Origin of the sequence: Streptomyces sp. NBC_01446, assembly GCF_026340095.1 — a bacterium.
Lineage (GTDB): Bacteria > Actinomycetota > Actinomycetes > Streptomycetales > Streptomycetaceae > Streptomyces > Streptomyces aureus.
Map to the genome: position 1 here is coordinate 5,309,415 of NZ_JAPEPO010000001.1, position 12,848 is coordinate 5,322,262.

The window sequence follows — 12,848 nt, forward strand, 5'->3', positions numbered from 1 at the left end:
GGGCGTTCTACGGCCGCTCGGCCGTCAGATAGCGCTGGAGGGTCGGCGCCAGCCACTCCACCGTCTCGTCGCGGCCGAGCCCGACGGCGGGGCCGAAGCGCAGCACGTAGCGGGTGAGCGCGAGACCGAGGACCTGTGACGCGCAGAGCGCGGCCCGCACCGGGGCCTCGGCGGGGTCGGGGCAGACGCGCAGGGCGAGCGGCAGCGTCTGCCTCTTGAAGATGTCCTGCATGCGCTCGGCGCCCGCGGCGTTGGTGACGCCCACGCGCAGCAGCGCGGTGAGCACCTCGTTCTCCTCCCACAGGTCGAGGAAGTGCCGTACGAGGGTCCGGCCCATGTCGTCGACCGTGATCTCCGCGGGGTCGGGCAGCCGCAGGTCCAGGTCGATCGCCGCGGCGAAGAGCCCCTCCTTGTTGCCGTAGTAGCGCATCACCATCGACGGGTCGATCGCCGCGTCCTTGGCGATGGCGCGGATCGTGGCCCGCTCGTACCCGTCGGCGGCGAAGCGTTCGCGGGCCGCCGCGAGGATCGCGGTGCGGGTGGCGTCCGAGCGTCGTGCCTGCTGGGTGGTTCCTGTCATGCCAACAAACGTAGGCCAACACCTGTTGACAGTCCAGAGCTGCGCCCCTAGATTTGCCAACAGACGTTGACCAACAAGCGTTGGCAATGAGTGACCGGGTACAACCGACCTGAGCTCGCAGGCACCAGGAGGCCACCATGAACGGCACCGCTCCTCGCACCGTGATCGTCGTCGGCTCCGGCCCCACCGGCCTGCTCCTCGCCGGCGACCTCGCAGCCGCGGGTGTCCCCGTCACCGTCGTCGAGAAGCGCCCCCGCAAGATCAGCAACCTCTCCCGGGCCTTCGTCCTGCACGCCCGCACCCTGGAGCAGCTCGACGCCCGCGGCCTCGCCGACGGCATCGAGGCCAAGGGTCAGGCTCTCGACACGCTGAGCCTCTTCGGCCGTCTCGCCGTCGACCTGAGCGACCTCCCCTCCCGCTTCCAGCACCTCCTGGTCCTGCCGCAGTACGAGGTCGAGGCCGCCCTCCAGCAGCGCGCCGACGACGCGGGCGTGACGTTCGCGTACGAGAGCGAGGTCGCCGGCCTCACTCAGGACGCGGACGGGGTGACGCTCCAAGTCCGCACGGGAGACGGTGAGCCGACGACGATGCGGGCCGCGTACGTCGTCGGCACCGACGGCATGCGCAGCGCCGTGCGCGAGAGCGCCGGGCTCCCCTTCCCCGGCAAGTCCGTCATCCGCTCCGTCGTCCTCGCCGACGTGAAGCTCACCGAGGAGCCCGAGAACGTCCTCACGGTCAACGCCGTCGGCGACGCCTTCGCCTTCATCGCGCCCTTCGGCGACGGCTACTACCGCGTCATCGGCTGGAACCGCGCGCGCGACGTCCCCGAGTCCGCGCCCCTCGACCTCGACGAGATCAAGGAGGTCACCCGCCTCGCCCTCGGCCGCGACTACGGGATGCGCGAGGCCCGCTGGATGTCCCGCTTCCACAGTGACGAGCGCCAGGCGCCCGCCTACCGCGTCGGCCGCGTCCTGCTCGCCGGCGACGCCGCGCACGTCCACACGCCGGCCGGCGGCCAGGGCATGAACACCGGACTCCAGGACGCCGCCAACCTCGGCTGGAAGCTCGCCGCAGTCGTCAACGGCCGTGCGGGAGAAGCCCTGTTGGACACCTATGAGGCCGAGCGCCACCCCGTCGGGAAGGCCGTCCTGCGCAGCAGCGGCGGCATCGTCAGGCTCGCCATGGCCAACCGGCCCTGGACCCTCGCGGCCCGCGCCGCCCTCACCGCGTTCCTCGGCCGCGTCCGCCCCGCCCGGAACCGAATGGTCGGCCAGCTCACCGGCATCGGCGTCGCCTATCCGGCCCCGCGCGGTGCGCACCGCCTCGTCGGCACCCGCGTCCCCGACGTCAGGCTCAAGGAGGGCCGGCTCTACGAGGCGCTGCGCCGGGGCACGTTCGTCCTGATCGTCCCCGAGGGCGCCCACGACAAGGGCGACGACCGCTACGCCGTCACGCACTGGGCCAGTGGCCGCCGCACGTCACTCCTGGTGCGCCCCGACGGCTACGTCGCCTGGGCGTCGGACGAGGAGCCGACGGACGGGGGCGTCATCTCCGCCGGTATCCCGGACAGCATCGACTCGTACTCGTTCCGGGCGTAGGCGGCCGGCCGGGACCGGGGCGTCCGGGGGGCCGGTCCGGTCTCAGGAGGGCTGAGTGCCCGCCATCAACTGACGCAGCAGGTCGGCGAGTTGGCCGGCCTGCTCCTTGTCGAGCGAGGTGAGCGCCTCGGTCTGCACGGCGAGCCCGGCGCCGACCGCCTCGTCGACCAGCGCCCGGCCCTCGTCGGTGAGCGTCACCTGGAGGCCGCGGCGGTCGTGCGGGTCGGGCGAGCGGCGCAGCAGCCCGCGCCGCTCCAGCTTGTCGAGCCGCCCGGTCATGCCGCCGGTCGTCAGCATCAGCGTCGCCGAGAGCTGACGCGGCGAGAGCGTGAACGGGTCACCGGAGCGGCGCAGCGTGGCGAGGACATCGAACTCGCCCCGTGCGATGCCGTAGCGCGCGTACGTCTTGTCGATGCGGTCGCCCATCGCGCGCGAGATCCGGTAGAGCCGGCCGAAGACCTCCATCGCCGTGGTGTCCAGGTCGGGCCTGACCTCGGCCCACTGGTCGATGATCGCGTCGACGGCGTCCTTGCTGCTGCTCATGGGGCGAGTATGCGACCCAGTTCGGTCGGTCGCAAGAAAGTAGCTCGGCGGAAAGTAACTTGGAAGGAAGTTGCTTGACGAAAAGTAGCTTACGACTAAGCTATTTTCCACGTAGCCACTTCTCTCCAACCCATTTCGCCGCGGGGGGCGCCCGATGAAGACGAACAAGCACAGCGTTGAGAAGGCGAGCAAGCGCAACGGCGCCGTGATCGCACTGACCGCGCTGGCCCCGATGTCCTGGGGCTCGACCTACGCGGTCACCACGGAGTTCCTGCCGGCCGACCGCCCGCTGTTCACCGGGCTGATGCGGGCGCTGCCCGCGGGCCTCCTCCTGCTGGCGCTGGCGCGCACGCTGCCGCGCGGCGCCTGGTGGTGGAAGTCCCTGGTCCTCGGCGCGCTGAACATCGGCGCGTTCTTCCCGCTCCTCTTCCTCTCCGCGTACCGCCTCCCCGGCGGCATGGCGGCGGTGGTCGGCTCGATCGGCCCCCTCTTCGTCGCGGGCCTCGCGACGCTCCTGCTCGGTGAACGCCCCACGCGGCGCACGCTGTTGACCGGCATCGCGGCCGCGCTCGGGGTCAGCCTCGTCGTCCTCAAAGCGGCGGGCGCGCTAGACCCGGTCGGCGCGCTGGCGGCGCTGGCCTCCACGGCGTCGATGTCGACGGGGACGGTCCTCACCAAGCGGTGGGGCCGCCCGGAAGGGGTGGGCCCCCTGGCGCTCACCGGCTGGCAGCTCACGGCCGGCGGCCTCCTCATCGCCCCGCTCGCGTTCCTCGTCGAAGGTGCGCCCCCGGCGCTGGACGGCCGGGCCGTCGCGGGCTACGTGTACCTGGCGCTCGCCAACACGGCGGTCGCGTACTGGCTGTGGTTCCGCGGCATCGGCCGCCTGACCGCGACGCAGGTCACGTTCCTCGGCCCGCTCTCGCCGCTGACGGCGGCGGTGATCGGTTGGGCGGCGCTCGGGCAGGCGCTGACGCCGGTGCAGCTGGCGGGCATGGCGCTGGCGTTCGGCGCGACCTTGCTGGGCCAGCGCCCGCCCCGGGCCGCCGCTTCTCTCGCTCCGCGATCCAAACCTTTCAGTTCTACTGAAGAGAAGGAGCGGAAAGTTTCGATGGACCTGACGGGTGGGGAGCTGCGACGGTAGTCGGGTCGTAGAGAGATCACAGCTCAGGAGGGGACACGGGATGGCAGTCCTGGACCGGCCGACCACCGGCGCCGAGAAGGTCGCAGCAGGGGACGCAGGGGCCGGAGGGCGCCGCGCAGGCAACGGGCTCGGCACCGGCCTCGCGCTCGCGGTACTCGCCACGGTGGTCTGGTCGGGCAGCTTCGTCACCTCCCGAGCGCTGCACGACAGCGTGCCCCCGATCCAGCACGCGTTCTGGCGCTGGATCATCGCGATCGCCGCGGTGGCGCCGTTCGCGGCGCGTTCCGCCTGGCGGCAGAGGGCGCTGCTCCGCACCCACCTGCGCTTCCTGCTGCTCGCCGCACTGCTCGGTGTGACCGTCTACAACACGCTCGTCAACCAGGCGGCGATGACGACGTCCGCCGGGAACATGGGCATGATCATGGCCGCGTCGCCCGTCCTGATGGCGGCGTACGAACGCCTCGGCGGCGCGCGGCTCGGGGCGCGCCGGGTGACCGGCACGGTCGTGGCGTGCGCGGGTGTGCTGCTCCTGGTCAGCAAGGGCTCCCTGGCGCCGGACTTCACGGCGGGCGACCTGTGGGTGGTCGCGGCGGCGGTCTGCTTCGGCTCGTACAGCGCGCTGCTGCGGCGCCGGCCGGCGGAGATCGGCGGGCCCGCGTTCCTCTTCGCGACGTTCGTGCTCGGCGCGCTGATGCTGCTGCCGGTGTTCCTCGTCAGCCTCGCCGTGCAGGGCGGCTTCGAGCCGACGGCGGCGACCGTCTCGCCCCTCCTGTACGTGGGTGTGGTTTCGTCAGCCGTCGCGTTCTTCGCCTGGAACAAGGCGATCGCCCAGATCGGCGCGGCCCGCGCCGGCGTCATCTACTACCTCCAGCCGGTGTGCGTGGCCCTGCTCTCGTACGCGGTCCTCGGCGAGGCCATGGGCCGGCTGCAGATCGCGTGCATGGCGCTGATCCTGGCGGGGGTGGCCCTCGGCTCGGCGACCCGGAGCGGGTCCCGGATACGTTGACCCCATGCGCGCCACCGACTGGGACATCAAGAAGCTCGCGATCCTGCGGGCCCTGCGGGACCGGGGGACGGTCACGGCCACCGCGCAGGCGCTGCTCATGACCCCGTCGGCCGTGTCGCAGCAGTTGACCAACCTGGCCAGACAGCTCGGCGTGCCGCTCCTGGAGGCGCACGGGCGGCGCGTACGCCTCACCGACGCCGCCCACCTCGTCCTGCGGCACGCCGAAGCCGTGTTCGCCCAACTGGAGCGCGCCGACGCGGAGTTGGAAGCGTATCTGCAGGGCGAGTCCGGGGAGGTGCGGGTCGCCGCGTTCTCCACCGCCGTGCCCGCCCTGGTGGTGCCCGCCGTGCGCGCCCTGCGCACCGCCCACCCCGGGATCGCGGTCCGGGTGCGCGAGGCGGAGGCGGCGGAGGCGTACGAGCTGCTCTCGGCCGGTGACGTGGACCTGGCCCTGTCGCTCGCCGCGCACGCGCCCACCGCGCGCGACCCCAAGTTCACCCGGGTGCCGCTGCTCGCCGACCCGCTCGACGTGGCCCTGCCGACCGGGCACCCGCTGGCGGGAGCGGCGGGCCCGCGCCTGGCCGAGCTGGCCGGCGAGCACTGGATCTTCGGCGGTTCGGGGCCCTGGTCGGAGATCACGCGGGCCGCGTGCGAGGCCGCCGGGTTCGTGCCGGAGCAGGCGCACAGCGCGGCCGGGTGGACGGCGATCCTGGCGATGGTCGAGGCGGGGATGGGTATCGCCCTGGTCCCGCGCATGGCGGCGGCGGGCCGGGAGGGCGTCGTGATGTGCGCGCTGGGCGAGGACCGCCCGGTCAGGCACGTGGTGGCGGCGGTACGCAGCGGGTCGGAGGGGGCGCCGGCGGTGTCGAGGGTGCTGGATGCCCTGAGGGACGCCGCGGGCGAGCGCTGACGCCCGCACCGACCGTTCAGTTCACCTGAACGTACATGTCGAAAAGTTTCGATGGACCTAAGGGCTCGGCGGGCCCGACAGTGGACGTATGACGACATCCGACGCCACGCCGCTCGAAGCCCCCGAGGACCCCCACGCCAACGACGCCGCCCCCTACTCCGGCGGCGACCCGTACGCCGACTACCGCCACTTCGGCGACACCGAGAGCTACGCGGAGCTGGTGGACCTCGCCGACCGGCGCCTGGGCGCGGGAGTCATCGCCGCGAACGACGAGTTCTTCGCCCAGCGCGAGAACCTCCTCGTCCGCGAGCCCGCGGTGTTCGACCCGGAGCACTTCGGGCACAAGGGCAAGATCATGGACGGCTGGGAGACCCGCCGCCGCCGCGGTACCGCCGATTCCCCCTTCCCCGCGCCCGAGGACCACGACTGGGCGATCGTGCGGCTCGGCGCGCCCGGCGTGATCCGCGGCATCGTCGTGGACACCGCGCACTTCCGCGGCAACTACCCGCAGCGCGTCAGCGTCCAGGCGGCGTGCGTGGAGGGTTCTCCGAGCCCCGAGGACCTGCTCGCCGCCGACGTGAAGTGGGAGGAGCTGATCGCACCGACCCCGGTACGCGGCCACGCGGCGAACGGCTTCACGATCACTTCGGAGCGCCGCTACACCCACCTCCGCCTCTGCCAGCACCCCGACGGCGGTGTGGCCCGCCTGCGCGTGCACGGCGAGGTGGTCCCCGACCCCGAGTGGCTCGACCTGCTCGGCACCTTCGACCTGATCTCGGTCCTCAACGGCGGTACGTACGAGGACGCGTCGGACAAGTTCTACTCGTCGCCCACGCAGATCATCCTGCCCGGCACGTCCCGGAAGATGGACGACGGCTGGGAGAACCGCAGGCGCCGGGTGCACGGCACGAACGACTGGGTACGGTTCCGCCTCGCCGCGCAGGGCGCGATCCGCGCGGTGGAGATCGACACGGCGTACCTGAAGGGGAACTCGGCAGGCTGGATCGCCCTGAGCGGCCGCAACGGCGACACGGGCGAATGGTTCGACATCATCCCCCGCACCCGCCTCCAGCCCGACACCCTCCACCGCTTCAAGCTCCCCGCCCAGGCCGTGGCCACCCACGTACGCCTCGACGCCTTCCCGGACGGCGGCGTCGCCCGCATGCGCCTGCACGGCTCCCTCACGGAGACGGGCCGCGATCAACTGCGTGCCCGTTACGCCGAGTTGAAGGGCTGATCGCTCGCACACGCGAAGGCGCCCGGCACCGGAGGAATCCGGTGCCGGGCGCCTTGCGCTGTGCCCGCGAGTGCTACGCGTCAGCCCCCTGCGCCCGCAGCGCGCGCTCCACGCCCGCTCGGGATTCGGAGACCAGGCGGCGCAGGGCCGCGTTCGGTTCGGCTGCGGTGAGCCAGGTGTCCGTTGCGTCCAGGGTGGGCTGCGAGACCTGGATCGCCGGGTAGAGGCCGACCGCCACCTGCTGGGCCATCTCGTGGGAGCGGGACTCCCAGACGTCCTTGACCGCGGCGAAGTACTTCTCCGTGTACGGGGCGAGCAGATCGCGCTGGTCCGTCTGGACGAAGCCGGCGATGACCGCTTCCTGGACCGCGTTCGGGAGCTTGTCGGACTCGACGACCGACGCCCAGGCCTCGGCCTTCGCCTCGGCGGTGGGGCGCGCCGCACGGGCCGTCGCCGCGTGGCGCTCGCCCGCCGCGGTCCGGTCCCGCTCGTACTCCGCCGTGATCTCCGCATCGTCGTAGCGGCCGACCGCCGCGAGCCGCTCCACGAACGCCCAGCGCAGCTCGGTGTCGACGGCCAGGCCCTCGACGGTCTGCGTGCCCTCCAGGAGCGCCTCGAGCAGGTCGAGCTGCTCCGGCGTGCGGGCCGTCGCCGCGAACGCGCGGGCCCATGCCAGCTGGTGGTCGCTGCCCGCCGCCGCTGCCCGCAGGTGCGCCAGCGTCGCCTCGGTCCAGGTCGCCAGCGCCGCGTCGCGCCTCACGGGGGCCGAGTACAGGTCGATGGCCAGCTTCACCTGGCGGTGCAGGGACTGCACGACGCCGATGTCCGTCTCCTTGCCGATGCCCGACAGGACCAGCTCCAGGTAGGCGCTGGTGGGCAGTTCGGCGTCGCGCGTCATGTCCCAGGCCGATGCCCAGCACAGGGCGCGCGGCAGGGACGACTCGAAGTCGCCGAGGTGCTCGGTGACGAACGCGAGCGACTCCTCGTCCAGGCGGACCTTCGCGTACGACAGGTCGTCGTCGTTGAGGAGGATCACGGCGGGGCGGTGCTTTCCGGCCAGCTGCGGGACCTGGGTCAGCTCGGTGGCCGTGACGTCCAGCTCGATGCGCTCCGTGCGCATCAGCTTGCCGCTGTCGTCGTCGAGGTCGTAGAGGCCGATCGCGATGCGGTGCGGGCGCAGCGTCGGCTCGCCCTTGGCGCCGGCGGGGAGCGCGGGCGCCTCCTGCTGGATGGCGAAGGACGTGATGACGCCGTTCGCGTCCGTCTCGATCCGCGGGCGCAGGATGTTGATGCCGGCCGTCTGGAGCCAGGCCTTCGCCCACGCGGTCAGGTCGCGCCCGCTGGTCTCCTCCAGCGCGCCGAGCAGGTCGGACAGGCGCGTGTTCCCGTACGCGTGGCGCTTGAAGTACGCCTGAACGCCCTGGAAGAACTCGTCCATGCCGACGTACGCGACGAGCTGCTTGAGGACGCTGGCGCCCTTGGCGTACGTGATGCCGTCGAAGTTGACGAGGACGTCGTCGAGGTCGCGGATCTCGGCCATGATCGGGTGCGTGGAGGGCAGCTGGTCCTGCCGGTACGCCCATGTCTTCATGGAGTTGGCGAACGTCGTCCACGAGTGCGGCCAGCGGCTGTTCGGCGAGTACGCCTGGCAGGCGATCGACGTGTACGTGGCGAACGACTCGTTCAGCCAGAGGTCGTTCCACCACTCCATCGTCACGAGGTCGCCGAACCACATGTGGGCCAGCTCGTGCAGGATCGTCTCCGCGCGCACCTCGTACGCCGCGTCCGTCACCTTCGAGCGGAACACGTACTGGTCGCGGATGGTGACCGCGCCCGCGTTCTCCATCGCGCCCGCGTTGAACTCCGGCACGAAGAGCTGGTCGTACTTGGCGAACGGGTACGCGTAGTCGAACTTCTCCTGGAACCAGTCGAAGCCCTGCCGCGTGACCTCGAAGATCGCGTCCGCGTCGAGGAACTCGGCGAGCGAGGGCCGGCAGTAGATGCCGAGCGGCACGGACTGCCCGTCCGCGCCCTCGTACGAGGAGTGCACCGAGTGGTACGGGCCGACGATGAGGGCCGTGATGTACGTGGAGATGCGCGGCGTCGGCTCGAAGTGCCAGACAGTCCCATCGGGGCCCTTGGGCTCCGGGGACGGGGAGTTGGAGATGACCGTCCAGCCCGTCGGCGCCTTCACGGTGAACTGGAAGGTGGCCTTCAGGTCCGGCTGCTCGAAGGAGGCGAAGACGCGGCGCGCGTCCGGCACCTCGAACTGCGTGTACAGATAGGCCTGCTGGTCGACGGGGTCGACGAAGCGGTGCAGACCCTCACCCGTGTTGGTGTACGCGCAGTCGGCGACGACCCGCAGCTCGTTCGGCCCCGCCGCCAGGTGCTTGAGCTCGATCCGCGAGTCGCGGAACACGGCGGCGACATCGAGCGAATGCCCGTTCAGGACGACCTCGTGGACCGCCGGGGCGACCAGGTCGATGAACGTGTGAGCGCCCGCCTCGGCGCTCTCGAACCGCACGCTGGTCACGGACCGGTAGGTGCCGCCCTCCTGCGCTCCCGAGAGGTCAAGATCGATCTCGTACGACTCGACATCGAGCAGTTTCGCCCGCTGCTGCGCCTCTTCACGGGTCAGATTGGTGCCAGGCACGCGGTCATCTCCTAGTTCCGGTCTACGTTTGTGACGTTCCGGTCATCCTTCCACGAGGGAAGCGGAGAGCGCGATGTCCGTTTTCCGCCGGTGAACCCCCGCGCGCGGGACGAGCCTGGAGTGCATGACCACGTACATCGCACAGCCCATCGCACCGGCCGCTCTCAAGGAGCTGCGGGACACCGACGACGCGGGCCGCCCCTGCGTCGCGTTCACCGCCACCGACGACGCGGCCGTCGGGTCCCCGCTGCGCTGCTGTCTGCGCTCCGTCGAGCCCGGCGAGCGGATCGCGCTCGTCTCGTACGCGCCGCTGCGGCGCTGGAGCGAGGCCACGGGCGCGCACCCGGGCGCGTACGACGAGCAGGGCCCGGTCTTCATCCACGCCGACGACTGCCGTGGACCGGCGGCGGACGCCGGCGGCTACCCCTTCGACCGGCCCGGCGCCCTGCGCACCGTGCGCCGCTACGACGCCGAGGGGCACATCGTCGGCGGGCGCCTCCTGGAGATCCCCGAGGACGCGACGGCCGGCTTCGACGCGGCGTTCGCCGAGGCGTTCGGCGACCCGCACGTGGCGCTCGTCCACGTGCGGGCCCTGGAGTACGGCTGCTTCCAGTTCGAGGTGCGCAGGCCGCAGTCCTAGAACGGCCGCGCGTCCGGAAGGGGGCGGGCGTCAGCCCTTGAGCTCGGCCGCCACCAGCTCCGCGATCTGTACCGCGTTCAGCGCGGCGCCCTTGCGGAGGTTGTCGTTCGAGACGAACAGCGACAGACCGTGCTCCACGGTCTCGTCACCGCGGATGCGGCCCACGTACGAGGCGTCCTGGCCCGCGGCCTGGAGCGGCGTCGGGATGTCGGAGAGCTCGACGCCGGGGGCGCCGGACAGGATCTCGGTGGCGCGCTCGACGGAGAGCGGACGGGCGAAGCGGGCGTTGATCTGGAGCGAGTGGCCCGAGAAGACCGGCACGCGCACACAGGTGCCGGAGACCTTGAGGCCCGGGATCTCGAGGATCTTGCGGGACTCGTTGCGGAGCTTCTGCTCCTCGTCCGTCTCGTTCAGACCGTCGTCGACGATGGCGCCGGCCAGCGGCAGCACGTTGAAGGCGATGGGGCGCTTGTAGACCTGGGGCTCGGGGAACTCGACGGCGGAGCCGTCGTGCGTGAGCTTGTCCGCCTCGGCGACGACCTTCTGCGCCTGGCCGTGCAGCTCGGCGACGCCCGCGAGGCCGGAGCCGGAGACCGCCTGGTAGGTGGCGACGACCAGCGCTTCGAGGCCGGCCTCCTCGTGCAGCGGACGCAGGACCGGCATCGCGGCCATCGTCGTGCAGTTCGGGTTGGCGATGATGCCCTTGGGGCGGTTCGCGATCGCGTGGGGGTTGACCTCGGAGACGACCAGCGGGACCTCGGGGTCCTTGCGCCAGGCCGACGAGTTGTCGATCACGACCGCGCCCTGGGCCGCGACCTTCTCGGCGAGCGCCTTGGAGGTGCTGCCACCTGCGGAGAAGATGACGATGTCGAGGCCCGTGTAGTCGGCCGTCGAGGCGTCCTCCACCGTCACACCGTCGATGACCGTCCCGGCCGAGCGGGCCGAGGCGAACAGGCGCAGCTCGTCGACCGGGAAGTCCCGCTCGACGAGGATCTTGCGCACGACCGTGCCGACCTGACCGGTGGCTCCGACGATTCCGACCTTCACAGGGTTTTCCTCCGTACGTACACGAACAGAACAGCGGGGGTGCCGCTCCATGATGCGTCTGTCCCCGGCCGCCTTGTCCAATCCATTGTCCGAGGTGCGGGACGCCACATTCATGCCTGTCTCACGGTGCGAACGTTTCGCCCGGTCCCGGCGTCCTAGGGGAAACGCGGGAGAGCCAGGGGGAGGGGAGGGGCATTGCTGCGCAGAAGAACGCGCCGCGCGGAGGTGGCCGATCCGCTGGATGCCGCACAGGAGGACCGGGTGCGGGCCGTCCTGTCGCTGGGCGGGGTACCGCACGGCGACCTTCAGGACGGCGTGCAGCAGGTGCGGCTGCGGCTCCTCGAACGGGCCGCGCGGGGCGACGAGGCACCGCGCGACGTGTCGGCGTGGGCCGCCGTCGTCGCCTCGAACCTGGCGATGGACTGGCACAGGGCACGCCGCCGCCAGGAACGGCTCGGCGAGCGCCTCGCCTCGCTGCGCCAGGAACAGCCCGCGCAGGACGGCGCCGAGTCGCGCGTCCTGTCGCTGGCGGTGGCGCAGGGCCTGGACGAGCTGCCGGACACCCAGCGCCAGGTCGTCGTGCTGCGCTTCTACGCGGATCTCCCGGTACGGGCGATAGCCGAGGAGCTGGGCATCCCGGAGGGCACGGTCAAGAGCAGGCTGCACACGGCGGTACGGATGCTGCGGGCGCGGCTGCGCGAAGGGGAGGTGGTGTGACATGGAGTACGAGGACCGCGCGCTGATGCCGGCGCTCACCGGGGAGCCGCTGCCCCAGGAGGACGCGGCCGACCCCGAGGTGGTGGCCGCGCACGCGGCGGCGCAGGCCGATGTCGCGCTGCTCGCGGAGCAGGTGCGGGGGATCGGGGACGCGCTCGCCGCACGGGCCGGGCCGCGCCCGGCGCCGCTGGTCGCGCTGAGGCCCCGCCGCAGGCCTCTCGCGGTCGCCTTCCGGGCACTCGCCGCCGCGTGCGCGGCCGCGATGCTCGGCGGGCTCGTGTGGCTGGGCGTCGCCGGCGCGCCCGGCGACGGCGCCGACAGCAAGTCCGCGGCGGACCACCGCGGGGCCGCGGACAGCGGGAAGCAGGGCGCGGAGGTGACGCCGGAGGGCTTCGTGGCGTGCTCGCGGCTCATCGTCGAGGGCACCGTCGTCCGGGTCGAGCCCGTGCCCGGCGCGGAACGCGACACGATCACGCTGACCGCGACCCGCTACTACAAGCCCGCGAAGGGACCGGAGAAGGTCACCTTCCGGATGGATCACGACGTCGACCCGCGCCTGAAGCCGGGCGACCGCACGCTGATCAGCATTCCCAAGGGCGAGGAGTACCCGGACAACTGGGCCACGAAGGCCGCGGACCGCGCGTCCCTGCGCGACATGGTCGTCAACGCGCTGCCCGGCTCCCGCGCCCTGAAGTGCCCGAAGGCCCCCGGCCCCGGCGCGTGACGGCTCGTACCGACGGGACGGCAAAGGGAACGGCGGAGGGAACGGCAGAGGG

At 72.0% G+C, this 12,848-nt stretch carries 12 protein-coding genes; 8 read left to right on the top strand and 4 right to left on the bottom strand.

Translation table 11 applies throughout. The annotated features are described in order from the left end of the window. Nucleotides 1-7 precede the first annotated feature (7 nt). Nucleotides 8-580 (bottom strand): TetR family transcriptional regulator, encoded by a 573-nt coding sequence (locus tag OG456_RS23790; protein ID WP_266564177.1) that lies wholly within the window; start codon nucleotides 578-580, stop codon nucleotides 8-10. Nucleotides 581-717: 137 nt separating this feature from the next. Here OG456_RS23790 and OG456_RS23795 point away from each other — a divergent pair, with 137 nt between their 5' ends. Continuing rightward, complete coding sequence (locus OG456_RS23795) at nucleotides 718-2,178, top strand: FAD-dependent monooxygenase (RefSeq protein ID WP_266564179.1); 1,461 nt, start codon at nucleotides 718-720, stop codon at nucleotides 2,176-2,178. Nucleotides 2,179-2,220: 42 nt separating this feature from the next. Here OG456_RS23795 and OG456_RS23800 read toward each other — a convergent pair whose 3' ends face one another. Next, nucleotides 2,221-2,721 carry a MarR family winged helix-turn-helix transcriptional regulator gene (locus tag OG456_RS23800; RefSeq protein ID WP_266564181.1) on the bottom strand — a complete coding sequence of 167 codons (501 nt, stop codon included), beginning with the start codon at nucleotides 2,719-2,721 and terminating at the stop codon, nucleotides 2,221-2,223. A 154-nt stretch (nucleotides 2,722-2,875) separates the two neighbouring features. Between OG456_RS23800 and OG456_RS23805 the strand changes: the two genes are divergently transcribed. The 4 genes from OG456_RS23805 (at nucleotide 2,876) to alc (ending at nucleotide 7,015) form a co-directional block, all read left to right on the top strand. After that, the gene (locus OG456_RS23805; RefSeq protein ID WP_266564183.1) at nucleotides 2,876-3,862 is read left to right on the top strand and encodes an EamA family transporter; all 987 of its coding nucleotides are present in this window, start codon (nucleotides 2,876-2,878) and stop codon (nucleotides 3,860-3,862) included. A 40-nt stretch (nucleotides 3,863-3,902) separates the two neighbouring features. Continuing rightward, nucleotides 3,903-4,868 (top strand): DMT family transporter, encoded by a 966-nt coding sequence (locus tag OG456_RS23810; protein ID WP_266564185.1) that lies wholly within the window; start codon nucleotides 3,903-3,905, stop codon nucleotides 4,866-4,868. Nucleotides 4,869-4,872: 4 nt separating this feature from the next. Further along, the gene (locus tag OG456_RS23815; protein WP_266564187.1) at nucleotides 4,873-5,778 is read left to right on the top strand and encodes a LysR family transcriptional regulator; all 906 of its coding nucleotides are present in this window, start codon (nucleotides 4,873-4,875) and stop codon (nucleotides 5,776-5,778) included. An 88-nt stretch (nucleotides 5,779-5,866) separates the two neighbouring features. Further along, entirely contained in the window at nucleotides 5,867-7,015 is a 1,149-nt protein-coding gene (gene alc, locus OG456_RS23820; RefSeq protein ID WP_266564189.1) for an allantoicase, read from the top strand. A gap of 73 nt (nucleotides 7,016-7,088) precedes the next feature. On the opposite strand, the gene pepN is transcribed toward alc, so the two are convergent. Continuing rightward, nucleotides 7,089-9,668 carry an aminopeptidase N gene (gene pepN, locus OG456_RS23825; protein ID WP_266564191.1) on the bottom strand — a complete coding sequence of 860 codons (2,580 nt, stop codon included), beginning with the start codon at nucleotides 9,666-9,668 and terminating at the stop codon, nucleotides 7,089-7,091. Nucleotides 9,669-9,792: 124 nt separating this feature from the next. On the opposite strand from pepN, the gene OG456_RS23830 reads away from it, so the two are divergent. Beyond that, a complete protein-coding gene (locus OG456_RS23830; protein WP_266564193.1) occupies nucleotides 9,793-10,308 on the top strand; it encodes a DUF1203 domain-containing protein in 516 nt (171 codons plus the stop codon). Nucleotides 10,309-10,338: 30 nt separating this feature from the next. On the opposite strand, the gene OG456_RS23835 is transcribed toward OG456_RS23830, so the two are convergent. Further along, complete coding sequence (locus OG456_RS23835) at nucleotides 10,339-11,355, bottom strand: aspartate-semialdehyde dehydrogenase (protein ID WP_266564195.1); 1,017 nt, start codon at nucleotides 11,353-11,355, stop codon at nucleotides 10,339-10,341. Between the two features lie 195 nt (nucleotides 11,356-11,550). Here OG456_RS23835 and OG456_RS23840 point away from each other — a divergent pair, with 195 nt between their 5' ends. Together OG456_RS23840 and OG456_RS23845 are read left to right on the top strand one after the other, a co-directional pair. Next, entirely contained in the window at nucleotides 11,551-12,072 is a 522-nt protein-coding gene (locus tag OG456_RS23840) for a sigma-70 family RNA polymerase sigma factor (RefSeq protein ID WP_266564197.1), read from the top strand. Nucleotide 12,073: 1 nt separating this feature from the next. After that, nucleotides 12,074-12,796, top strand: a complete 723-nt coding sequence (locus OG456_RS23845; protein ID WP_266564199.1) for a hypothetical protein — start codon at nucleotides 12,074-12,076, stop codon at nucleotides 12,794-12,796. Nucleotides 12,797-12,848: the final 52 nt, after the last annotated feature.